Source organism: Allobosea sp. 05T422_2 (genome assembly GCF_056396265.1).
Genome location: NZ_JBFTLD010000006.1, coordinates 1 through 21,913, shown reverse-complemented (window position 1 = coordinate 21,913; position 21,913 = coordinate 1). Strand labels below are relative to the sequence as shown.

Genomic DNA, 21,913 nt, shown 5'->3' with positions numbered 1-21,913 from the left:
ACAGGCCACGCACGCGCAGTCCTGACGCGCGATGTCAGCTATGGGTGAGGCGCGCGGTTCGCTGTCGCGGCAACGCGCTCCGGGCACGTGCAACCTAAGCCTCGGGCCCGCCCTCGATCTCGCTGGCCCAGGCCAGCGCCGCCTCGTACTCGATCGGTTTGAAGCAGCGGATCTCGACGAAGGGGATGACCGGATTGGCGATCGCCACCAGCGTCTCGATCCAGCCCTTGTCGCTGATCAGGGCCTCACGCGGAAAGCGCCTGAGTTCCGACAGCTTGCTGAACCCATAGCGCAGATCCCTGGCACCCGCCCGGAGCGTGATATCGTGAAAGCCGGTCAGATCGACCAGAACGCCGATCTTCTCGTGCCGGGTCAGCCGTACGTCGATATCGGCGATCACACTGTCATAATCCTCCACGGTCAGCGTGCCGGAGAGGCGGTAGGCCGCGACATGATCGGGCCCAGCGAGGATTTCGAACATGGACGTCATCCTTTCGCTTCAGACAACGCAGCAGGCCCGCCGCGGTTTCKATTGCTGCCATTGCGCGGTCATGCGTCGTGGTTAGTCTCGCCCTCCACAGGAGGAACGCAGCATGAGCGATGAACTCGTCTTCTACACCCACCCGATGTCACGCGGCCGGATCGTGCGCTGGATGCTGGAGGAAGTCGGCCAGCCCTATCGCACCGAGCTGGTCGGCTTCGGCCCGCCGATGAAGGCGGCCGCGTACAAGGCGCTCAATCCGATGGGCAAGGTGCCGGCCCTGAAGCATGGCGACATGATCGTCACCGAATGCGCCGCGATCTGCGCCTATCTCGCGGACGCCTTTCCCCAGGCCGGGCTGGCGCCGGCACCGGGCAGCAAGGAGCGCGGCCCCTATTATCGCTGGCTCTTCTTTGGCGCCGGCCCGACCGAAGCTGCGGTGACCAACAAGATGCTTGGCGTCGAGGTGCCACCGGAGAAGACCGGCTCGGTCGGCTATGGCTGCTTCGCCGATGTCATGGACACATTGGAAAAAGCGGTATCGCAGGGCGAGTATCTGGTCGGCGACAGGTTCAGCGCGGCCGATGTCTATCTCGGCKCGCAGATCGGCTGGGGCCTGCAATTCGGCACGATGGAGCGGCGGCCGGCCTTCGAGGCCTATGCCAAACGACTGCAGGCCCGCCCGGCAGCGATCCGCGCCAATGAGATCGACAATGCGCTGATGCCGCAGCAGCAGCCGGCGGCGGAATAGGCGTCGTTCCACGCTGAGTGCATGCCAAACCCGGCCTCTGGCCGGGTTGTTGCGCAGCGGCGCATCGCCTAATCCTGCGAGAATCGGCCGGCTATCTTGCTGGCCTCTCCCATCTGCGAGACGGGACGTTCCGGGCTGTGCCCGGCAGCAGGCAGAAATGACCGACACATTCGACATTGCCCGGCCGCGCCACGGCATGGGTTTCTATCCCTTCGTGGCGATGATGGCCGCACTGATGGCGACAAACGCGCTTGCGATCGACGCCATGCTGCCGGCCCTGCCCCAAATGGGCGAGACACTCGGCATTGCCGAGCCGAACGACCGGCAGTGGATCGTCACCAGCTATCTGCTCGGCTTTGGTGTGGCCCAGATCATCTACGGCACGCTTTCCGACCGCTTCGGCCGACGGCCCGTGCTGCTGACCGGGCTCAGCATCTATGTCGTCGCCAGTGTGTTCGCTGCCTTCTCCGGCTCCTTCGAGATCATGATGGCGGCGCGCGTGCTGCAGGGCGTCGGAGCAGCCGCGACGCGGGTGCTCGCGGTCTCGATCGTACGGGACTGCTATTCCGGCCGCGACATGGCCCGCGTCATGTCGCTGGCCCTGATCGTCTTCCTGGCCGTACCGATTCTGGCGCCCTCGATCGGCCAGGCGATCCTCTGGGTCGCACCCTGGCGCTGGATCTTCGGCGTTCTGACCGCCTTCGGCGCCATCGTGATGCTCTGGACCGCAATGCGCCTGCCCGAGACGCTGCATGAGGAGGACCGTACGCCGATCAAGTTCGCCAGCATCGTCTCCGCCTTCCGCACGGTGCTGACCTCGCGCATCGGCGTCGGCTACATGCTGGCGATGACCTTCGTTCTCGGCGGCTTGTTCGGCTTCATCAACTCGGCACAGCAGGTCTTTGTCGATGTCTTCCGGGCGCCGGAATGGTTCACCACCATCTTCGCCCTGATCGCCGCATGCATGGCGGTCGCGTCACTGCTGAATTCGCGCATCGTCGGCCGACTCGGCATGCGCCGGGTCTCGCATGGCGCATTGCTCGGCTATATCACGCTGACCAGCCTGCATGCGGTGCTGGCCCTTGCCGGCAAGGAAACGCTCTGGCTCTTCGCCATCATGCAGGGTGGGACGATGTTCTGCTTTGGCCTGCTGGCGCCGAATTTTGGGGCGATGGCGATGGATCCGCTTGGCCATGTCGCGGRTACGGCCTCGTCCGTCCAGGGTTTCATCACCACGGTCGGCGGAGCACTGCTCGGCTTCTATGTCGGCCAGCATTTCAACGGCACGGTCGTGCCGCTGACACTCGGCTTCTCACTCTGCGGGCTCATGGCGCTCGCGGTGGTTCTGGTGGTCGAGAAGGGGCGGCTCTTTCACCCGGCGCCGGGGCGCAGCTAGCGGCCTGCCCTCTGGGCGCGGAACGTCGTTCCAGGCCGGGCACGCGCGGGTCGCAAGCCGCCGGTCCGTCAGGCCCGCTTCGTGCGCTTGGACGCTACGGTCTTGGGCCGTGCAGCCTCGGCGATCGCGGCGGCCTCTGCGTCTGCGGCTTCCTTCGCCAGCCGCAGCGCGCGCAAGCGCGCGGTCTTCTCCGTGACGGCAACCTGGGCGGCGCGCTGCGCATCCAGCCCACGCTGGGCTTCCTGCCGCTTTTGCTCGGCCTTCTCCAAATTCGCCTGGGCCCGGCGCTTGGCTTCGTCGGCCGAGAGTCCTTTGGTCGACATGGCAGTCCACTCCTTCACGATTGCCGCCCGGTTGGCGGCACTCACAGCGACGCGCCCTATCGGTAGCGCGCATCCAGGCGCACTGGACTGCGTCGAGCAGACCCTTGCGCCGGCATCGTCAGGCTGGCCTGAGCTCAGGCTGCCGCCGGTGCAAGACGCGGCGGACGAACAGGCTTGGCCTTGGGCTTCGGCGCTGCGATCAGTCCTTCGCGCTGAGCCTGCTTGCGCGCCAGCTTGCGTGCACGCCGAATGGCTCGGGCTCCTTTCAGAAAAGAAAAAAGGGCCGGGTAATCCCGACCCTTCGTCMAACCGTGCGGCGTATCGTCCTGAAAGGGGGGCGCCAGTACATCCGTGGTCGCCACTCGATTCGGAATGCTACGTTTGCACGGTCATGCAGATCACTCGGCGCGAAGATTGTCCGCGGACATCTTGCCAGAGCGCTTGTCCTGGACGAGCTCGAAGGTGATCTTCTGACCTTCGCGGAGCTCGCGCAGACCAGCACGCTCGACAGCGCTGATGTGGACGAAAGCATCCTGACCGCCATCATCGGGCTGAATGAAGCCGAAACCCTTAGTCGAATTGAACCATTTAACAGTGCCGGTGGCCATGACGAATTCCTTCTCGCAAGGCATTAATTCGCGTGAGACGACGCCTCACACGGTGTTCGATTTTGAGCGGGAAGTTCGTCAGCTAGCGCGCCATTAGCGCGGGGGCCAATTCATTCGGCCTAAGATCGATGCCCCTATATGGGTGATTGTGACCAATTTGTCAATGCAACCTGTCGTCGAAGCAGGACCGCAGCCTTGCGTGCCCCTGTGCGGCCATCGACCCCACCCAGACACAGCGCGAGCTCACGACGCCTCTTCGAGCCCTTCGGGCTGCCGCTGAAGCAGCCGCAGCGKACGCCCTTCACCCGATCAGCCCGACCATGCCAACCACGACCGGCCCCATCAGCGGCAGCAGGACGTTCGAGATCGCATAGGTCACGGTGTAGCCGATCACCGGCGTCGAATTGCCAGCGAGGGAGACCAATGCGCTGATCGACGGGGTGCTGCAGTGCTGGCCAGCGATGGCTCCGAGCAGGATCGGAGCCTCGATCTTCAGCAGGTAATGCCCGATATAGAGAGAAGCCAGGGCCGGCAGTGCGGAGACGAGAATCGCCAGGACCGGCAGCACCAGCCCGTACTGCTTGAGCAGCGCGAAGGCATCGGGCCCGACCGACAGACCGATTGCGGCGATGAAGGTCGCCAGGCCGAAGTCCTTCATGAACTCCGCAGCATGCAGCGGTATCGCGCCATAATGCGGGCGATGCATGTGGAGCCAGCCGAAGACCAGGCCGGAGACGAGCGCACCACCGCCGGTCCCCAGCGTCAGGTTCAGGGCGCCGACCCTGAAGCTCAGTTCTCCCAGCAGGAGACCCGCGACCACTCCCAGCCCGAGCATCACGAAGTCGGTACTCGAAGTCGCCGGGAGCAAGTGGCCGAGCTCCGGGGCCGCCCGCGTGATCGCGTCCTCGGAGCCGTAGAGCGTCAGGACGTCGCCCTGCTCGAGAACGGTGCCCGGCAAAGCCGGAACGATATGCCCGAGCCGCCTGATGCGCGAAATGAAGACACCGCGCCGCTGTTCCGCGCTCGCCAGCCGACGAAGATCCCGAATCCGGCGCCCCATCACCTCGCTACGGACGAGCACGACCTCGCGCTCGACGAGTGGCACGTTGTCGCCTGCCGGCATCGGCACCTCGGCGCCCAATCTCTCGCTGATCGCGATGACGGCGCGGCGGCGGCCGAGCACGAGGACAACATCGTCGGCCTCCAGCACCATGTCCGTGGTTGCCTTGGTAAAACCTTCGCCGCGGCCGACCTGTTCGATGGTCACAACGCCATTGACGCTGTTTTCGAAGGCGCCGACGCTGCTTCCCGCAATCGGCCCGGCATGGAAGCAGCGGGAGACGATCTCGGGCACGCCGTTCTCCTTGCCCGCGTCGTCCTCGGCTCCCAGTTGTTTTGCAAGCGCGGCGGATTCCTCGCGCACGTCGATCCGCAGCAGCAGGGGACCGATCTGCGTCGTGAAGACGACGATCGCCACGAGGCCGAAGAGGTAGGTGACGCTATAGGCCGTCGCCATGTTGGATTGCAGCCGCGCCACTTCGGCTGCCGGCAGGGCCAACCGGGCGATCGCATCCGAAGCCGTCCCGAGCACAGCCGATTCCGTGGCCGAGCCGGCGAAGAGCCCCGACGTGGTGCCGGGATCCAGGCGGAACAAGATGATGGCCGCTGTAAGCAGCAGCAGGACCGTCCCGACCTCGACGAAGGACAGGATTCCGTAGCGCCAGCCACCACGGATATTGTTGAAGAACTGCGGTCCGGCCGTAAACCCGAGAGCGAAGATGAACAGCGCGAACGCCGTGTTCTTCAGGTCCGCGCTGATGGTGACACCAAGTTGCCCAAGGGCCAATGCGACGAAGAGCGTGCCGCAGACACCGCCGATCTGAACGGGGCCAATTCTGATCTTTCCGATCAAATGGCCAAGAGCCAGCGAAATGAACAGTGCAACAACCGGCTGTTCAACAAATGCCACGATGGACCCCAGTTCCAGAGCAGTGGTCGACGGCGACTATTCGCTGCCTGCCCCTGCTCTGCAAGAGCCGCGATCGCCGGTGCGGCACTCGTCTGCGGCACATCGAGGTCGTCCACTCATTGGCCAGTGCCAAGTGAAGTCGCGGCACGTCGGCGATTTGGATTGACTCCAAAGAAAGTTCATCCCTAAATCGTGCACGATCCAAGATGCAGGATAATAGGCATTGAACGGGGCGCGAAAGATCGAACGGGTCGTCCTTGGCGACCAGGTCTATGAGGCGATCAAGGAACGCATCCTCGATCAGGCCTATGCGCCGGGCGAAAAGCTCAATGTCGATGGGCTGGTGCGCGAACTGGCCGTCAGCTCGACGCCGATCCGCGAGGCGCTGACGCGGCTCGTCGCGGAAGGGCTCGTGTCGGCCGTCCCCTTCGTCGGCTTCGCGACCGCGGCGCTGCCCGATCGCAACTATTACGAGGACGTCTACAGCTTTCGGAGCGTGATCGAGCCCTGGGCCGCGGCAGAGGCCGCCAGGCGGCGCCCCGGCGCCGATGTCATCACGGCGCTGCGCGACGCCGTCGCGGTCATGATGGCCGATCCGCCGTCCCGCGAGTATCGCAGCCACCGCGCGTTCACCGAAGCCGATGACCGCTTCCACCGCCTCATCCTGACAGCGGCGGGCAATCAGGTCGCGCTGAAGAGCTATGACGACCTGCGCTTCCATCTGCACATTTCACGGCTCTACCTCAGCCGCGAGCAGGATGTCGGGATCACCCATGCCGAGCATTTCCGCATCATCGATGCGCTCGAGACGGGCGATCCCGAAGCTGCCGCCGAGGCGATGCGACGGCATCTCGAGGGCTCCCATGAGAGGCTGATCAAATAGGCCGCCCGTCAGAGGCAGCTGTGCAAGAACCACCATAACATCCGGGAGGATATGATGTTTCTACGACGCCTTGCCGCTGCGAGCCTGATCGCAGGCAGCTTCCTCGCGACAGCCGCCCAGGCACAGACCCTGCGCTTTGGCCATGCGAACACCACCACCGAGATCGCCGGCGAACTGTTCCAGGAATTCGCCGATCGCGTGAACAAATCGACCGGCGGCGCCGTCACCATCAAGGTCTTCCCGGCCGAGCAGCTCGGCAAGGAAATCGACCTGTTCAAGCAGGTCAAGGAAGGCGCCCTCGACATCTCAGCGCCCTCGATGGCGGCCGCCTCCGCGCTCGTACCCGCCCTCGAGATTCCGAGCGCGCCCTTCCTCTGGAAGGACTGGAGCGAGGCCGAGGCGATCATTCGCTCTGCTGCCTTCGACCCGATCTTCGACGAGCTCCGCGACAAGCATAGCATCGTCCCGGTCAGCCGCATCTGGTACTGGGGCTGGCGCAACATGACGACGCTCGACCGCGCGGTGAAGAAGCCGGAGGACCTGCAGGGCCTCAAGATCCGCGTGCCGGAAAGCCCGGTCTGGGTCGAGATGATCAAGGCCTATGGCGCCTMTCCGACGCCGGTTCCCTTTGGCGAGGTCTACACCGCGCTCCAGCAGAAGACGGTCGACGGCCAGGAAAACCCGATCCCGACGATCTTCTCGCGCAAGTTCTATGAGGTGCAGGGCTATGTCGCGATGACGAAGCACATGCTCCAGAACAACATGATCGTCATCAACAAGGACAGCCTCGCCCGGTTGAAGCCCGAGCATCGCGAGGTCCTGTTCGCCGAAGCCGCCCGCGCCTCGGCCATGAACACCTATCTCCAGCAGAAGCGCGAGGCCTCGATGCTCGAGGACATCCGCAAGTCCGGCCGCTCCAAGATCGTCGAGGATGTCGATCGCGACGCCTTCGCCGCCAGGTCCAAGGTCGTGGCAACCGCGATGGAGGGCCGCTGGGGCAAGGCCCATCTCGACAGCGTGCTCGCCGCCATCGACGCTCAGCGCAAGCGCTGACCGGCATGACCGGGCTCGACCTGATCCGGCGGCTCGACGACTGGTCGAGCCGCCTGGAGAACGCCTTCCTTGCCGCGCTGCACGGCGCGATCGCGACGCTGGTCTGCGCCGCCGTCGTCTTCCGCTACGCGCTGAACGATCCGCTGACCTGGTCCGAGGAACTGATCCTGCTGCTGTTCGGCTGGATGATCTTCCTCGGCATCGCCAACGCCTTCCATGCCCGGACCCACATCATCATCGATGTCGTGGTGCTGTTCGCCCCGCGCTGGCTCTGCACCCTCTTCGGCGTCGTGGCGCTGCTCGCGACAGCGGCGGTTCTCGGCACGCTGACCTGGTTTTCCTGGCGCTATCTCCAGCGCGAACTGCCGAACCTGACGCCGATGCTCGGCATTTCGGCCGGCTGGACGGTGGCGCCGCTCTTCGTCGGGAGCCTGCTGTCGCTACTGCATCTCCTGCGCAACCTGATCGACGAAGGCGTCACCGGCGCACTCTGGTCCGACATCACGACGCGGGACTAGCGGCATGGTCTCCATCCTTCTCCTGACCTTCGCGGTCCTGCTCGTAGTCGGCACGCCGATCTGGGTCGCGATGGCGGGCTCGGCCCTGCTGACGATCTTCATCGAAGGCGTGCCGCYCACCGTCGCCGCCCAGCGCATCGTGGCCGGCGTGCAGTCCTTCCCCCTGCTGGCGATCCCGCTCTTCACGCTCGCCGGCTCCCTGATGAACGCGTCGGGCATCTCCGAGCGGCTCTTCAGCTTCACCAAGGCACTGGTCGGCCATATCCGCGGCGGGCCGGCCCATACGCTGGTCGTCGGCGAGGTCTTTCTCTCCGGCATCTCCGGATCATCCGTCGCCGATACGGCCGCAGCCGCACGGGTCTTCGTGCCGCAGCTCGAACGCATGGGTTATCCACGTGCGTTTGGAGCGGCGCTGTCAGCGGTTGCCGGCACGCTTGGCCCGATCATCCCGCCGTCGATCCTGATGGTGGTCTATGCCTGGCAGGCCAATGTCTCGCTCGGCAGCCTCTTCGTCGCCGGCATCATTCCTGGCCTGGTCATGGCCGGCTGCATCATGGCGACCATCGCCATCCTGGCGCTGCGGCGCGATTTCAAGCCGGCCGGCTCGTTCTCGTTCCCGAATCTCTGGAAGGAGTTCAAATACGCTTCGCTGGCGCTGCTGATGCCGGTGCTGATCATCGTCGGCTTCCGGGCGGGGTTATTCACCGCAACCGAGATCGCCGGCGTCGCCGCCGCCTATTCCCTGGTTGTCGGCATGTTCATCTACCGTTCGATCAAGCTTGCCGACCTCCCGGCGATCCTGATCGGCACGGCGCGCGAGACGGCGGTGGTCATCGCCATCGTCGCCGCGGCCTCGCCCTTCAGCTGGATTCTGGCCATCGAGCAGGCGCCGCAGCTGGTCACCAGCTTCATGACCTCGATCTCGACGGATCCGCTGGTCGTTCTGCTGATCCTGAACATCGCCCTGCTGATTGCCGGCATGTTCATGGAGACGATCGCCATCATGATCATCCTGGTGCCGATCCTGCTGCCGCTGCTGGCCGCGTTGCAGATCGACCTCGTGCATTTCGGGATCGTGCTGCTGGTCAACCTCGTCATCGGCCAGGTGACACCGCCCGTGGGCGTGCTCTGTTTCGTCGCCATGGCGATCACGCGCGTCAAGCTCGGGGCCCTGCTGCGGGAGCTCTGGCCCTTCCTGATCGCGCTCGTCGTGGCGCTCGCCATCATCACCTATGTGCCGGCCCTGAGCCTCTGGCTCCCCCGGATCGCCGGTTTCTGAGAGGATCATCATGACCAGGATTGCAGAGGTTGAGGTCGTCGAATTCTCGTTCAAGAGCAGAAATCTCGGCCGCTCGGCCGAGAATGCCCGGGCGGTCTACAATGTCGGATACAAGCCGAATTCAGAGCTCGAGCTGACCAAGTTTGCGATCGTCATTCGCAGCGATGACGGCGCCGAGGGACAGTATGTCATGCACTGGGGCGGAACCCGGGCCACGATGGCGCAGACGCTCTCGCTTGCGCCCAACCTGCTCGGCCGCAATCCGGACCACCGCGAGGAAATCTGGAACGACATGAAGCGGGAGCTCCGCCAGCATGACGGGATGGGGATCGGACCGATCGACATCGCGCTCTGGGACCTGGCGGGAAAGCGCTTCGGCGCTTCTGTGTCGCAATTGCTCGGCGGCTTCCGCACGCGGCTCAAGACCTATGCCTCGACCTATCACGGCGACCGCAATGGCGGGCTCGACAGCAAGGAGGCCTTCTCCGACTTCGCCGAGGCCTGTTACGCACTGGGCTACCGCGCCTTCAAGCTCCATGGCTGGCATGAGGGCGACGCGCGCGAGGAGGCGGCAAACGTCCTGCATGTCGCCAGGACGGTCGGTGATCGCATGACTTTGATGCTCGACCCGGCCAATGAGCTCAGAACCTTCGCCGACGCACTCTATGTCGGGCGGGCCTGCGACGAGGGGGGCTATTTCTGGTACGAGGACCCGATGCGTGACTGTGGCGTCYCCGCGTTCGCCCACAAGAAGCTGCGCGAGATGCTKAAAACGCCGATCCTGCAGACCGAGTATCTGCGCGGCTTCGAGCCCAAGGCCGATTTCCTGATCAATGGCGGCACCGACATGCTGCGCTCCGATCCGGAATACGATCTCGGCATCACCGGCGCGATGAAGATCGCCCATCTCGCCGAGGCCTTTGGCGTCGATGTCGAGATCCATGCCTGCGGGCCTGCGCATCGCCACTGCATGGCCGCGACTCGTAACACCAATTTCTATGAGCTTGCGCTGGTCGGCCCGGATTGCCCCAACGCCGTGCCACCGGTCTACACCTGCGGGTACAGCGACCAGCTCGACGGTGTCGACAAAGATGGCTGTTTTCCCGTGCCCACGGGGCCAGGCCTCGGCGTGAGCTATGACTGGGATTACATCCGTGCCCATCAGACGGGGCGGGAGCTGTTCAAGCTCTAGATGCGTATTGGGAGGGCCGGCCTTTTTCGGGCTGGCCCTGGTCCTTTCTACCGCCGCCTTGGGGCGACGGGCATGCCGGGAATCGTCTTCAGTCCGGATAGAGAGATAGAGATTCGCATTGGCTCGGGAGGTGACGCCGCCGATCGCCCTCCCGCAGAAGGCGGAGATCAAGCCGTCTTGAGGTTCACCGCCGAGGACTTGCCGGTCTTGCGATCGGCCTCGAGATCGTAGCTGATCTTCTGGCCTTCGTTCAGGCCGCGCAGGCCCGAGCGCTCGACAGCGCTGATATGGACGAAAATATCGCTTCCGCCCGCGTCAGGGGTGATGAAACCATAGCCCTTGGTCTCGTTGAACCATTTCACGGTACCCGTGCTCACGTGCTATCCCTTCAGTCACTATTCAGGTTGGCTCATGCCAGCCCGGGAACCACTGTAGGGTCGAAAATACGCATGTGGCAATGATGCCGTTAAAAACCGCGTCGGCGCCCGCAAAACGCCCCAATGCTCAGGAGCGTCCGCCGTCGACGGAAAGCACCTGGCCGCTGATCCAGCCGGCCTGTTCGCTCAAGAAAAACAGCGTGGCATTGGCGATGTCCTCGGGCGTACCGAGGCGTCGGGTGTGGATGCTCTCGACCAGTTTCTTCTGGCCGGCCTCGCCATAGCTTTGCCATTGCCGTTCCGTTGCCGGATTGGAGCGCACGAAGCCGGGCGCGACGGAGTTCACCGTAATGCCATGCGGGCCGAGCTCCCAGGCGAGCTGCTTCGTCAGCCCGACCAGCGCGTGCTTGGCACTGGCATAGGCCTGGATGCCGGTGAGGCTCGGGCGCAATCCCGCACCGGACGAGATGGTGACGATGCGGCCATAGCCGGCCTGCTTCATCACCGGTGCTGCGGCTTGCGTCAGGAAGAAGGCGGCATCGACATTGGCGGCGAAAATGCTGCGCCAGTCCGCCTCGGGAATCTCCTCGATCGGCCGCCCGACCTGGCCGCGCACCCCGCCCGCCGCATGGACGAGCAGGTCGAGCGAGTCGTTTTCGGCCGAGATCGTGCCAAGCAGATCGCGCGCTGCGTCCGGCGTCGCGAGATCGACGGCATGAAACCTGGCCCCGATCTCGGCTGCGGTCTTCGCGACCCCCTCGGCATCGATATCGGCGAGATGCACCCTAGCCCCGGACCGAGCCAGGGCGGTTGCGATGGCTCGGCCGATGCCCTGGGCAGCGCCTGTGACGAGGGCTACGCGATTGTCGAAGCGGAGTTGCATTGGTCGATCAGCACCTTCAGCGTATCGAACGAGAGTGGGCGCTCGCCGTCCTCGACCTCGTGGATCAGTCTCACCAGCGTCTCGATCGTCGGGGTCGGAATGCCGGCCTCGCGCCCGAGGCGCGCGATGATGCCGATTTGGGGATCGACCTCGGTCTTGCGCTTGCGCACGGCAAGGTCGCGCCAGATCCCGGAATGCGTCTTGGCCGTCTTCGAGGTGTAGTCGGCGAGCCAGGCGATCGCGGCGATCTGCGGATATTCCGGCCGGCCCGGCGCGAAGACCATCGGATCGAACTCGCCGAAGCCGAGCGAGGAGACGCCACGCGCCGCCGCGACCGCACCGACCTCCCGCCCGAGTTCGAGCCAGACGGCGAGCCGCTTCGGATCGGCGAAATTCGCCGACATCGAATCATCCGTCAGCGCCGTGGCAAACAGCATCGCCCCGTAGGCGAGCTTGCCCCACAGATAACCCCAGATATTGCTGGTCAAAATCGAGTCGGGCTCGAAGAGCAGCATCAGCTTGTGCATTTCGAGGGCGCGCGGCGTCATCGCGCCATCGATCTCGCCCACGACGACAGCACCGCGGTTGCCGTAGAGAATCTCGCCCGGCCCGTGCCAGTCCGCGCCGAAATTGACGAAGCAGCCCATGGTCCGGGCCTCGCCGACGTGCCTGGCAATGGCCAGTTCGTTGAGGCCGTTCTGGGCAGAGAGCACGAAACCGTCCTCGGCCAGATGCGGGGCGAGCGCGTCGAGTGCCGTTTGCGTGGCGCCCGCCTTCACCGCGAGCACGATGCGCTTGTAGGTTCCTGTCAGCTCCGCCGGCGTCACCGCGGGCACGACCTGGCGAAATTCCTCGATCGGCCCGCTGATCGCGAGGCCCGTCGTCCGGCAGGCTTCGACATGTTCGGGGACGACATCGACGAGCAGGACAGGAATGCCCGCGMGCGCCCAATAGGCTCCAAGCGTGCCGCCGATCGCGCCCGCACCCCAGATGACGATCGGCTCAGGCGTGCTCACGCAGCCGCCTCGAGCTGACCGGCGACTTCGACATCGCGATGGGTCGCGACATGGATGAAGCCATCGGGCGTCACCCAGCCACGATACATGCCCGCGGAATTATAGGGCGCGACGATGCTGCCATCGGCACCAATCGCGACCAGGCCAGCCCCGATCCTGTGCTCGGTGAGCTCGGCTATCGCCCGGGCGGTCGCCTCCTCGAGGCTCAGGCCGGCATAGGCCATCAGCGAGGCGATCTCGTGCCCGACGCAGTAGCGGATGAAATATTCGCCCTTGCCCGTACCCGAGACCGCGCAACGCCCGTCGCGCGCATAGGTACCGGCACCGATGATCGGCGAGTCGCCGACACGGCCGGCCGGCTTGTTGGTGTAGCCGCCCGTGGAGGTCGCAGCAGCGAGATGGCCCTGGGCATCCAGCGCGACCGCACCGACCGTGCCGTGCTTCTCGGCCTCGCTTGCTTCGGACATGGTGCCGACAAGCTCGCGGATCTTCATCGAGGACAGATTCTTGCGGCGCCGCTCGGTCGAGAAATACTCGTTTTCGACCATGTCGAGCCCCTCCGACTCGGCGAAGCTGTCCGCGGCCGTGCCGGCCAGGAAAAGCGGATCGCCGCGGCGCATCAGCACCTTGGCGGCGCCGATCGGGTTCCGGATGCGCTTGACGCCGCAAAGGGCGCCGGCGGCCAGCGTCTCGCCATCCATGATGGAGGCGTCGAGCTCATGCTCGCCATCCGCGTTGAACGCGGCCCCGTGGCCGGCATTGAAATGCGGCGAATTCTCCATCACCAGCACCGCGGCCTCGACCGCATCGACGGCCGAGCCGCCCTTGCTGAGAACGGCCCAGCCGGCGCGGAGCGAGGCGGCGAGATCCGCCTTGGCCTCGGTCCACTCCGTTTCGGTCATCTCGGCCTTGGGCAAGGTGCCACAACCGCCATGAATGGCCAGGGCAATAGGTGAGATTGTCATGGGTAATCCTGGTGCGTTTCCCTCTCTCCCGCAGTGGGAGAGGTCGAACCGTGTAGTCGGGAAAGGGGAGAGCAGGCGGCGGGGCACATACCCCACCTACTGGCCTTGCGGCTAGTCTCTCCACGCATGCCCGATACTCGTTCGGCGCGTTTTTATACCGGTTCCTGCATATTTGCAGGAACCGGGCGAGCGAGGCCGAAGCCTCATTTCTTGGCGGGCTTGATGTCCATGGCGAGCGTGTCTTCATCCACGCGCGGCTTGATCACGACCTTGTCCTTCTGCATGGCCCAGGCCGAGCCGACGGCGACGATCGGCAGACGTGGCCGGTCCTGTGCGACGATGGCGTTGGCATCGGAGAGGAACTTGTTGCGCTTGGCCTCATCCATCTCCACCGCCGCATCCTCGATCAGCTTGTCGAGCGCGGCGTTCTTGTAGCCCAGCACGTTGAAGGCGCCGAGCTTCTTGGCCGGATCGTTCGAGTGCACCACCGAGGAAAGCGTGTAGTTTGACTCACCGGTCAGCGTGCCCCAGCCGGACATCGACATCGAGAAATCACCGCGCAGGCGGGCCGGGAAGAAGACCGCGCCCGGCTGGGCATTGGCATTCACGTCGATGCCGATCCGCGCCAGCATCTGGGCGATGGACGTGCCGACCTGACGGTCGCCGGGAAGGCGGTCATTGGTGAACGAGAAGGCGACCTTGAAGCCGTTGGCGTAACCGGCCTCCTCCATCAGCTTCTTGGCCTTGGCGAGGTCAGGCTTCAGCGCCGGCAGCGACTTATTGTAACCCGCGATATCCGGCGTCACGAGCTGGTTCACCGGCGAGCCGAGACCTTCCATCGCAATCTCCGCCAGGGCCGGGCGATCGATGGCGAGATCGATCGCCTCGCGCACCTTGACGTCCTGGAGCGGGTTCTTCGGCAGCGGTGAGCCATCCTTGGCGCTGACCTGCGGGGACTTGTCCCGCATGTCGAGCTCCATGTTGAAGACATAGACCGTGTCGACCGTCGTGACCGCGAGCTTGGAGTCGCGTTTCAGGGTCGGCACGTCGGATGCCGGCGCCCGCACGATGATATCGACCTGCCCGGCCTTGAGCTGGGCGACGCGGGCGGCGTCGTTCGGCAGCTCCTTGCGCAGCACGCGGGCCCAAGGCTCCTTCTCGCCCCAATAGCCGTCGAAGCGCTCCAGCACGAGCTGGTCCTTCGGCGTCCAGGACACKAACTTGTAGGGGCCGGTACCGACCGCTGCCTTGCCGGTATTGAAGGCCTCGTTGGCGTTGTCCTTGGTCAGTCCGGCCGCCGCCTTGTGGGAGACGATGAAGAGGCGGATGAAGTCGTTCGGCAAGTTCGGGGCCGGCCCGTCGGTGACGATATGGACCGTCAGCGGATCGATGATCTTCACCTCCTTGACGCGGCGCACATAGATCGTGGTCGGGTTCGGCCCGGCGACCACGGGGATGCGCTCGATCGAGAATTTCACATCCTCGGCGGTGAAGTCGGAACCGTCATGGAACTTGACGCCCGGGCGCAGCTTGAACTCCCAGACCGAAGGCTCGATCGCCTTCCAGCTCGTCGCAAGCCGCGGCTCGATCTGCAGCTTGTCGCCCGACCAGGTCAGCGTGTCGAAGACATGCTTCAGCGCTTCGGCATGGGTGCCGGTCGCGGTGAAGTGCGGATCGATCGATTCCGGGCCGGCGCGAACGCCGATTGTAAGCGTCTGCGCTAGGGCGACCCCGGAGACGGAGGCGCTGAGTGCGGCCGCGAGTCCGAAGATGCGGRCGGTGGTGGCAAGCTTCATGACGAATTCCCCTGTTTTGTTTCGGTAAAGGCCGACATGTCGGCCCTCCCGCTGGTTTATTATGTGGCCTCGGCGGTGGCAGTCGGCCCACGCAACGAGGCGCCGTGGTGTCACTTGATTAGGCGATCCTGACTCGACTGTTGTTCTCAATTGGCGCGGTACGGCAGTGAAGACCCACCACCATCCCGCAACTCTTTGGAAGAACGCTTCGCCCGACCCGGTCTATGACTGGGGCTCGAGATCCGCCGGCCACACCGGAGAGGCAATGACGAGCTTGTCCATCAATTCGCAAAGCTGGCGCTGCTCGGCCTCGGTCAAGGCCGAGAGCATGGCGCTCTGCTGCTTCACCATCAGCGGCATGGTCTCCTCGAAAATGGCGCGTCCTGCAGGCGTCAGGCGCAGCACGAAGCTGCGCAGGTCGTCCCGGTCCGTCTCGCGCTTGAGCAGGCGCCGGGTCAGCAGCTTCTGGATGGCGCGGCTGAGCGTGTTCTTCGGCAAACCGGACGAGGCCACGATGTTCTTTGCAGCCACACCCTCCTTCAGGCCGACCGCGTAGAGCGCGACGAATTCCGGGCGGACCAGGCCGTAGCGGGTCTCTATCCAGCGATAGACCGGATCGTTGAAGCGGAAGGCGACGAAGTTCAACCGGAACGACAGCCAGCAGGGATTGTCCCAGAGCTTGGTGACGGTGAGCGGGTCGAGATCGCGCAACGCCGCTTCGCGCTCATGGTCGAGACGCGAGAGTGATGTGGGGGCGCGGCGCATGATGAGCTCCCGTTTAGTTCCAAATGGAACTTGACGACGTTCTGACTGGGAGTCAAGGATGGCGCACTGCCAGAGAAAAGCAAGGAACGGGCCGTGCGTGTCGCCGAGATGAATTGGATGCAGATCGAAGCGCAGGCCCAGCGGGATGACCGCTGTGTGCTGCCGCTCGGCTGTGTCGAGCAGCACGCCTATCTGAGCCTCGCCACCGACGCGATCCTGGCAGAGAAAGTGGCAGGCGATGCGGCCGAGCCGCTGAACGTACCCGTCTTCCCGGTGCTGGCCTATGGCATGACGCCAGGCTTCGTCGCCTTCCCCGGCACCGTCTCGCTGCGGATGAGCACCTATGTCGCGCTGATCGAGGATATGCTGGAGGGCTTCTACCGCTCCGGCTTCCGCCGCATCGTGCTGGTCAACGGCCATGGCGGCAATGCACCCGTGATGACCTTCTGCACGGAATGGATGGGCCGCCGCCCCGATGCCAGCGTCAAGCTGCATGATTGGTGGGCAGGGCCGCGCTTCCAGGCGGCGGTGAAGGCGGTCGATCCCGCTGCCTCGCATGCCTCCTGGATGGAGAACTTCCCCTGGACCCGGCTCGACGGCGTCGCCATGCCGGATGCAGTGAAGCCGCCCTTCGATCGCGCGCTCTACCAGGCCTCGAACCCGGCGAAGAAGCGCGAGATCCTGGGCGACGGAAATTTCCACGGGCGCTACCAGCGCTCCGACAACGAGATGCTCAGCCTCTGGCAGGTAGGCGTCGAGGAGACGCGGGCGGTGATCGCGGAGAACTGGCCGTGACCGCAGGCGCCAGGCGCTTCGTCAGATGCTAGGGCACATCCTCGGGCGCATCGTCCAGGCTCTGCTGGTGATGCTCGTCATGTCGGCGCTGGTTTTCGTCGGCGTCTACGCCATCGGCAACCCGATCGACGTGTTGATCGGGCCCGATGTCAGCCAGGAGATGAGACTCGAGACGATTGCCCGCTACGGGCTCGATCGACCGCTCTGGGAACAGTATTTCACCTTCCTTGGTCGTGTGCTCCACGGCGATTTCGGCCGTTCCTTCGTCTTCGGCATGCCGGTGCTGGAACTTATCCTGTCGCGCCTGCCCGCGACGCTGGAGCTGACGCTGGCTGCCGTATTCGGAGCGGCCCTGATCGGCGTGCCGGCCGGCATCTATGCCGGCTACAAGCCCGACAGCCTGCTCGCCAAGATCATCATGGCGATCTCGATCCTCGGCTTCTCCGTACCGACCTTCTGGATCGGCCTGGTTCTKATCATCACCTTCGCAGTCGAGCTGCAATGGCTGCCTGCCGGTGGCCGCGGCGAGACCGCTTCGCTTTTCGGCGTCGAGTGGAGTTTTCTGACGTTGAACGGGCTCAGCCATCTGCTGCTGCCGGCCCTTAACCTCGCCTTCTTCAAGCTCGCCCTGATGACGCGGCTGGCCCGGGCCGGGACGCGCGAGGTGATGCTGACCGATACGGTGAAATTTGCCCGAGCCGCCGGACTTTCGGAATGGACCGTCCTGCGCCGGCATGTGCTGCGCCTGATCGCGATCCCGATCGTCACCGTCTTCGGCCTCGAATTCGCCTCGACGCTGGCCTTCGCGGTCGTCACCGAGACGATCTTTTCCTGGCCCGGTATCGGCAAGCTGATCATCGACTCCATCACGTCGCTCGACCGGCCGGTCATGGTCGCCTATCTGATGCTCGTCGCCTTCGTCTTCATCACCATCAATTTCCTGGTCGATCTGACCTATGTCGCGCTCGATCCGCGCCTGAGAAAGGCGCGCGCGTAATGAAGCAGGCTTCGCCCCTCGCCCGATTCTGGAACGAGTTCCGCGAGAGCAAGGTGGCGCTCGCAGCCCTCGTCGTCGTCGTGCTGATGATCGGCGTGGCGCTCCTTGCGCCCTGGATCGCGCCGCAGGATCCCTATGATCTCGCCAATCTCACCCTGTCAGATGCGCGCCGGCCGCCGGGCTATGTCGGCTCCGGCGGCTTCACCCATCTGCTCGGCACCGACGCGCAGGGCCGCGACCTGTTCTCGGCCATCCTCTACGGCCTGCGCATCTCGCTGCAGATGGGGTTGATCGCCGGTTCGCTCGCCTTCACGGTCGGCGTCACGCTCGGCATCACCGCCGCCTATCTCGGCGGCCGCTGGGAAGCGTTCATCATGCGCATCATCGATCTCCAGCTTGCCTTCCCGGCGATCCTGCTCGCGCTGGTGATTTCGGCCGTGCTCGGCCAGGGCAAATTCCAGCTCATCGCGGCGCTGGCAGCCGCGCAATATGCCTATTTTGCCCGCACGGCCCATGGCGCAGCCGCGGCCGAGCGCGGCAAGGACTATGTCGAGGCCGCCTTCTCGACGCCGCTGCCGGCCCGCCGGGTGGTCTGGCGCCATATCCTGCCGAACTGCCTGCCGCCCCTGATCGTGGTCGCGACGGTGCAGGTGGCGAGCGCCATCGCGCTCGAAGCGACGCTTTCCTTTCTCGGTGTCGGCCTGCCGGTGACAGAGCCCTCGCTCGGCATGCTGATCTCCAACGGCTTCCAGTACATGATGTCGGGCCGCTACTGGATCTCGATCTATCCCGGCGTCGCGCTGATCATCCTGATCGTCGCAATCAACCTCGTCGGCGACCAGATCCGCTACCAGGTCAACCCGAGGCTCAGGCGATGAGTGGCTCGGCCGAGGCAGTGCCGCTGCTCGAGGTCCGTGACCTCGCGACGCATTTCCACACCCGTGCCGGCGTCGTGAAAGCCGTCGACGGCGTCTCCTTCTCACTGAAGCGCGGCGAGGTCATGGGCCTCGTCGGCGAATCCGGCTCCGGCAAGAGCATCACGGGTTTCTCGATCATCGGCCTGATCGACCCGCCAGGAAAAATCGAGAGCGGCTCGATCCGGCTCGAAGGGCGCGAATTGATCGGATTGCCGTCCCGCGACCTGCGCGCAATTCGCGGCAAGATCATCTCGATGGTCTTCCAGGACCCGCTGATGACGCTGAACCCGGTCCTGACGATCGGCGCCCAGATCCTGCTGGCGCTGGAGGCGCATGAGAAGGTTTCGGCAGAAGAAGGGCGCAGGCGCGCCATCGCGGCGCTTGCCCAGGTCCGGATTCCAGAGCCCGAGGCGAAGGTCGATTTCTACCCGCATCAGTTCTCCGGCGGCATGCGCCAGCGCGTCGCCATCGCCATCGCTCTGCTGCACCGGCCAAAGCTGATCATCTGCGACGAACCGACCACGGCGCTCGATGTCTCGATCCAKGCCGAGATCCTGGCCGAAATGAAGGAGCTGGTGGCGGAGCTCGGCACGGCACTGATCTGGATCAGCCATGATCTGGCGACRGTCGCCTCGATCGCCAGCCGCGTCTGCGTGATGCGCTACGGCAGGATCGTCGAGACCGGGCCTGTGCTCGACGTGCTGACCAGGCCGCAGCATCCCTACACCCAGTCGCTACTCGATTCGCTGCCGTCCCGCGCCAAGCCGGGCACTTTCCTCGCCCGGGGCGGCGGTGTCCCCGATGCATCGCCGCCGGCACGCACCTCCGGTGCCTCACCGTCGCGTGGATCGAAGGCGGACGCCTCCTATTTCGTCATTCAGGACGTCAGCAAGCTGTTCCAGACCCCGCCCGGCATCCTGCGCCTGCTCGGCCAGAAGCTTGGACTGTCGCAACCGGGCCGTGGGGTCCAGGCCGTCGATTCCGTCAGCCTGACCGTCCCGCGGGGGGAGGCACTCGGCCTCGTCGGCGAATCGGGCTCGGGCAAATCGACGCTCGGGCGTATTGCGGCCGGCATCTATGCGCCGAACTCCGGCACGGTGCGGCTGGAGGGCGAGCCGGTGATGGGCGGCGGCGCGCGGCCGCACAAGAACACCACCCGGATCCAGACCATCTTCCAGGACCCCTTCGCCTCGCTGAATCCGCGTATGAGCATCGGCGACAGTATTGCCGAGGGGCCGATCACGCATGGCATCGTCACCAGGGCGGGGGCGGCCGAATATGTCCGGCAATGGCTCGCCGCCGTCGGGCTCGATCCCGCCTTCGCCAGCCGCTATCCGCATCAATTCTCCGGCGGCCAGCGCCAGCGCGTCGCGATCGCGCGTGCGCTCGCCATGCAGCCTGATGTCGTGGTCTGCGACGAGCCGGTCGCCTCGCTCGACGTCTCGATCCAGGCACAGATCATCAACCTGCTGATGCGGTTGCAGACCGAGTTGAACCTGACCCTGATCTTCATCTCGCACGACCTCTCGGTAGTGCGCCATCTCTGCGACCGGGTCGCGATCATGTATCGCGGCAAGATCGTCGAGGAGGGGCCAGCGGGCCAGATCTACGACAATCCGCGCCACGACTACACACGCAGGCTCCTGGCCGCCGTGCCGGTCCTGCCGACCGCCCCGCCAGCCTGAAGGACATCCGCCATGACCGAACCTGCTCTCGAACCCTGGCAATGGCCCGAGGAGGTCTGGCGCGACAAGGTCGAGCGCGTGCGCGCAGGCCGCAACCTGAAGCCCACGAAATGGAAGAACGGCGCGCGCTGCGCCGTCGCCCTCTCCTTCGACGTCGATCATGAGACGAACGAATTGCGCGATGGCGGCAAATCGGTCGGCCGCCTCTCCTGGGGCCAGTATGGCAACCGCGTCGGCATGCCGCGCATCCTCAGCCTGATGGCGAAGGAACAGATCCAGGCGACCTTCTTCGTGCCGGCGGTAACCGCCCTGCTCTATCCCGACGAGCAACGCCGCGTCATAGCGGAAGGCCACGAGATCGGCCTGCATGGCTGGATCCATGAGGTCAACACCGCCGTGCCGCCCGCGGCCGAACGCGAACTGCATCTGCGCTCAGCCGATACGCTGGAGAAGATCACCGGCGTCAGGCCGGTCGGCATGCGCACGCCGTCCTGGGATTTTTCGGAAGTGACCCTGAGCATCGAGCGCGAACTCGGCCTGCTCTACGATTCCTCGCTCTTTGCCGATGACGACCCCTACGAGATCATCGAGAAGGGCGAGCCGACGGGCATGGTCGAGCTTCCGGTCGAATGGATCCGCGACGATGCGGTCTATTTCAACATGAACCGCTTCCAGGCGCTGCGGCCCTACACGGCGCCGGAAGCCGTATTCGACATCTTCCGCCGCGAATTCGACCGCGCCCATGAGGAAGGCGGGCTCTTCCTGCTGACCATGCATCCCCATGTCATCACCTACCGCTCGCGCATCTGGATCCTCGAGGAGCTGATCCGGCATGCCAAGGCGAAGGGCGATTGCTGGTTTGCCAGCCACGCCGAGATCGCGCGCTATGTAAAGGCCGAGGCCGGGCTTTAGCCCGCACAGCTCGGGTCGGGCGGGGAGGAACCCTGCCCGATTTCGGCCGTTTTCGGTTCATGGCGGGTTCAGTGCGCACGCGCGCTGATAGCCCGAGCCACTGAAACGGAAACGGAACTCATGACGCGCACGAAAAACTGGCTTCTGATCGGTACTGTCCTTCCCGGCCTGACCCTGTCGCATGGCGGCTTCGCGGTCGAACCGGCGCAGGCACCGATGAGATTAGCGCAGGCTCCTGCGCCGTCGGACGAAGAGCCCGGACAGCCGCGCCGGCCTCGYCCCCCGGGAGCCTCAGCCGCGCCCGGCGAGGCGCGCCCGCCTGGGGCCGAACGCCCGCGGCCCGCTCCCGGAG

Annotated in this window: 22 protein-coding genes and 2 pseudogenes; 13 read left to right on the top strand and 11 right to left on the bottom strand. The window is 65.0% G+C overall.

Annotated features, from left to right (window positions below; translation table 11 throughout):
* Positions 1-94: 94 nt before the first annotated feature.
* Complete coding sequence (locus tag AC1DJT_RS02160; RefSeq protein ID WP_476767944.1) at positions 95-481, bottom strand: SpoIIAA family protein; 387 nt, start codon at positions 479-481, stop codon at positions 95-97.
* 112 nt (positions 482-593) lie between these two features.
* Between AC1DJT_RS02160 and AC1DJT_RS02155 the strand changes: the two genes are divergently transcribed.
* Positions 594-1,232 carry a glutathione S-transferase family protein gene (locus tag AC1DJT_RS02155; RefSeq protein WP_476833439.1) on the top strand — a complete coding sequence of 213 codons (639 nt, stop codon included), beginning with the start codon at positions 594-596 and terminating at the stop codon, positions 1,230-1,232.
* Positions 1,233-1,389: 157 nt separating this feature from the next.
* A complete protein-coding gene (locus AC1DJT_RS02150; RefSeq protein WP_476833438.1) occupies positions 1,390-2,628 on the top strand; it encodes a multidrug effflux MFS transporter in 1,239 nt (412 codons plus the stop codon).
* Positions 2,629-2,696: 68 nt separating this feature from the next.
* Here the strand turns inward: AC1DJT_RS02150 and AC1DJT_RS02145 are convergent, their stop codons facing one another.
* The 4 genes and pseudogenes from AC1DJT_RS02145 to aspT all read right to left on the bottom strand — a co-directional run bounded on the left by AC1DJT_RS02145 (position 2,697) and on the right by aspT (position 5,528).
* Complete coding sequence (locus AC1DJT_RS02145; protein WP_052513594.1) at positions 2,697-2,951, bottom strand: hypothetical protein; 255 nt, start codon at positions 2,949-2,951, stop codon at positions 2,697-2,699.
* Between the two features lie 134 nt (positions 2,952-3,085).
* Positions 3,086-3,211: pseudogene (locus AC1DJT_RS02140) on the bottom strand (30S ribosomal protein S21); the annotation flags it as partial.
* A gap of 138 nt (positions 3,212-3,349) precedes the next feature.
* Positions 3,350-3,559 carry a cold-shock protein gene (locus AC1DJT_RS02135; protein ID WP_043234255.1) on the bottom strand — a complete coding sequence of 70 codons (210 nt, stop codon included), beginning with the start codon at positions 3,557-3,559 and terminating at the stop codon, positions 3,350-3,352.
* A 301-nt stretch (positions 3,560-3,860) separates the two neighbouring features.
* Entirely contained in the window at positions 3,861-5,528 is a 1,668-nt protein-coding gene (gene aspT / locus AC1DJT_RS02130; protein ID WP_441490473.1) for an aspartate-alanine antiporter, read from the bottom strand.
* A 223-nt stretch (positions 5,529-5,751) separates the two neighbouring features.
* Here aspT and AC1DJT_RS02125 point away from each other — a divergent pair, with 223 nt between their 5' ends.
* From AC1DJT_RS02125 to AC1DJT_RS02105, 5 genes are read left to right on the top strand one after another with little or no spacing between them, the layout of a single operon-like run.
* Positions 5,752-6,411 (top strand): GntR family transcriptional regulator, encoded by a 660-nt coding sequence (locus tag AC1DJT_RS02125; RefSeq protein WP_476767946.1) that lies wholly within the window; start codon positions 5,752-5,754, stop codon positions 6,409-6,411.
* A gap of 54 nt (positions 6,412-6,465) precedes the next feature.
* On the top strand, positions 6,466-7,464 hold the full coding sequence (locus tag AC1DJT_RS02120) for a TRAP transporter substrate-binding protein (RefSeq protein ID WP_476833437.1): 999 nt from the start codon (positions 6,466-6,468) through the stop codon (positions 7,462-7,464).
* Positions 7,465-7,469: 5 nt separating this feature from the next.
* Positions 7,470-7,982 (top strand): TRAP transporter small permease, encoded by a 513-nt coding sequence (locus AC1DJT_RS02115; protein ID WP_441490476.1) that lies wholly within the window; start codon positions 7,470-7,472, stop codon positions 7,980-7,982.
* A gap of 4 nt (positions 7,983-7,986) precedes the next feature.
* On the top strand, positions 7,987-9,261 hold the full coding sequence (locus tag AC1DJT_RS02110) for a TRAP transporter large permease (protein ID WP_476833436.1): 1,275 nt from the start codon (positions 7,987-7,989) through the stop codon (positions 9,259-9,261).
* A gap of 10 nt (positions 9,262-9,271) precedes the next feature.
* On the top strand, positions 9,272-10,453 hold the full coding sequence (locus AC1DJT_RS02105; protein ID WP_476833435.1) for an enolase C-terminal domain-like protein: 1,182 nt from the start codon (positions 9,272-9,274) through the stop codon (positions 10,451-10,453).
* 167 nt (positions 10,454-10,620) lie between these two features.
* Here AC1DJT_RS02105 and AC1DJT_RS02100 read toward each other — a convergent pair whose 3' ends face one another.
* The 6 genes from AC1DJT_RS02100 to AC1DJT_RS02075 form a co-directional block, all read right to left on the bottom strand.
* Positions 10,621-10,830, bottom strand: coding sequence for a cold-shock protein (locus tag AC1DJT_RS02100; protein ID WP_043234173.1), 210 nt, complete (start codon positions 10,828-10,830; stop codon positions 10,621-10,623).
* A gap of 127 nt (positions 10,831-10,957) precedes the next feature.
* Positions 10,958-11,713 (bottom strand): SDR family NAD(P)-dependent oxidoreductase, encoded by a 756-nt coding sequence (locus AC1DJT_RS02095; RefSeq protein WP_476776759.1) that lies wholly within the window; start codon positions 11,711-11,713, stop codon positions 10,958-10,960.
* Positions 11,686-12,729 (bottom strand): ketopantoate reductase family protein, encoded by a 1,044-nt coding sequence (locus AC1DJT_RS02090; protein ID WP_476833434.1) that lies wholly within the window; start codon positions 12,727-12,729, stop codon positions 11,686-11,688. The genes AC1DJT_RS02095 and AC1DJT_RS02090 overlap by 28 nt, the downstream gene beginning before the upstream one ends.
* A complete protein-coding gene (locus AC1DJT_RS02085) occupies positions 12,726-13,688 on the bottom strand; it encodes an isoaspartyl peptidase/L-asparaginase family protein (protein WP_441490507.1) in 963 nt (320 codons plus the stop codon). The genes AC1DJT_RS02090 and AC1DJT_RS02085 overlap by 4 nt, the downstream gene beginning before the upstream one ends.
* 209 nt (positions 13,689-13,897) lie before the next feature.
* Entirely contained in the window at positions 13,898-15,490 is a 1,593-nt protein-coding gene (locus AC1DJT_RS02080; RefSeq protein ID WP_476833433.1) for an ABC transporter substrate-binding protein, read from the bottom strand.
* A gap of 222 nt (positions 15,491-15,712) precedes the next feature.
* On the bottom strand, positions 15,713-16,255 hold the full coding sequence (locus tag AC1DJT_RS02075) for a MarR family winged helix-turn-helix transcriptional regulator (RefSeq protein ID WP_441490482.1): 543 nt from the start codon (positions 16,253-16,255) through the stop codon (positions 15,713-15,715).
* Positions 16,256-16,348: 93 nt separating this feature from the next.
* Here AC1DJT_RS02075 and AC1DJT_RS02070 point away from each other — a divergent pair, with 93 nt between their 5' ends.
* The 6 genes and pseudogenes from AC1DJT_RS02070 to AC1DJT_RS02045 all read left to right on the top strand — a co-directional run.
* Complete coding sequence (locus AC1DJT_RS02070) at positions 16,349-17,050, top strand: creatininase family protein (RefSeq protein WP_069878003.1); 702 nt, start codon at positions 16,349-16,351, stop codon at positions 17,048-17,050.
* Between the two features lie 25 nt (positions 17,051-17,075).
* Entirely contained in the window at positions 17,076-18,047 is a 972-nt protein-coding gene (locus AC1DJT_RS02065) for an ABC transporter permease (protein WP_069878004.1), read from the top strand.
* Positions 18,047-18,925 (top strand): ABC transporter permease, encoded by an 879-nt coding sequence (locus tag AC1DJT_RS02060; RefSeq protein WP_476833432.1) that lies wholly within the window; start codon positions 18,047-18,049, stop codon positions 18,923-18,925. Before AC1DJT_RS02065 ends, AC1DJT_RS02060 begins: the two co-directional genes overlap by 1 nt.
* Positions 18,922-20,649 (top strand): dipeptide ABC transporter ATP-binding protein, encoded by a 1,728-nt coding sequence (locus AC1DJT_RS02055; protein WP_476833431.1) that lies wholly within the window; start codon positions 18,922-18,924, stop codon positions 20,647-20,649. The genes AC1DJT_RS02060 and AC1DJT_RS02055 overlap by 4 nt, the downstream gene beginning before the upstream one ends.
* A 12-nt stretch (positions 20,650-20,661) precedes the next feature.
* A complete protein-coding gene (locus AC1DJT_RS02050) occupies positions 20,662-21,561 on the top strand; it encodes a polysaccharide deacetylase family protein (RefSeq protein ID WP_441490486.1) in 900 nt (299 codons plus the stop codon).
* A 120-nt stretch (positions 21,562-21,681) separates the two neighbouring features.
* Positions 21,682-21,913: pseudogene (locus tag AC1DJT_RS02045) on the top strand (hypothetical protein); the annotation flags it as partial.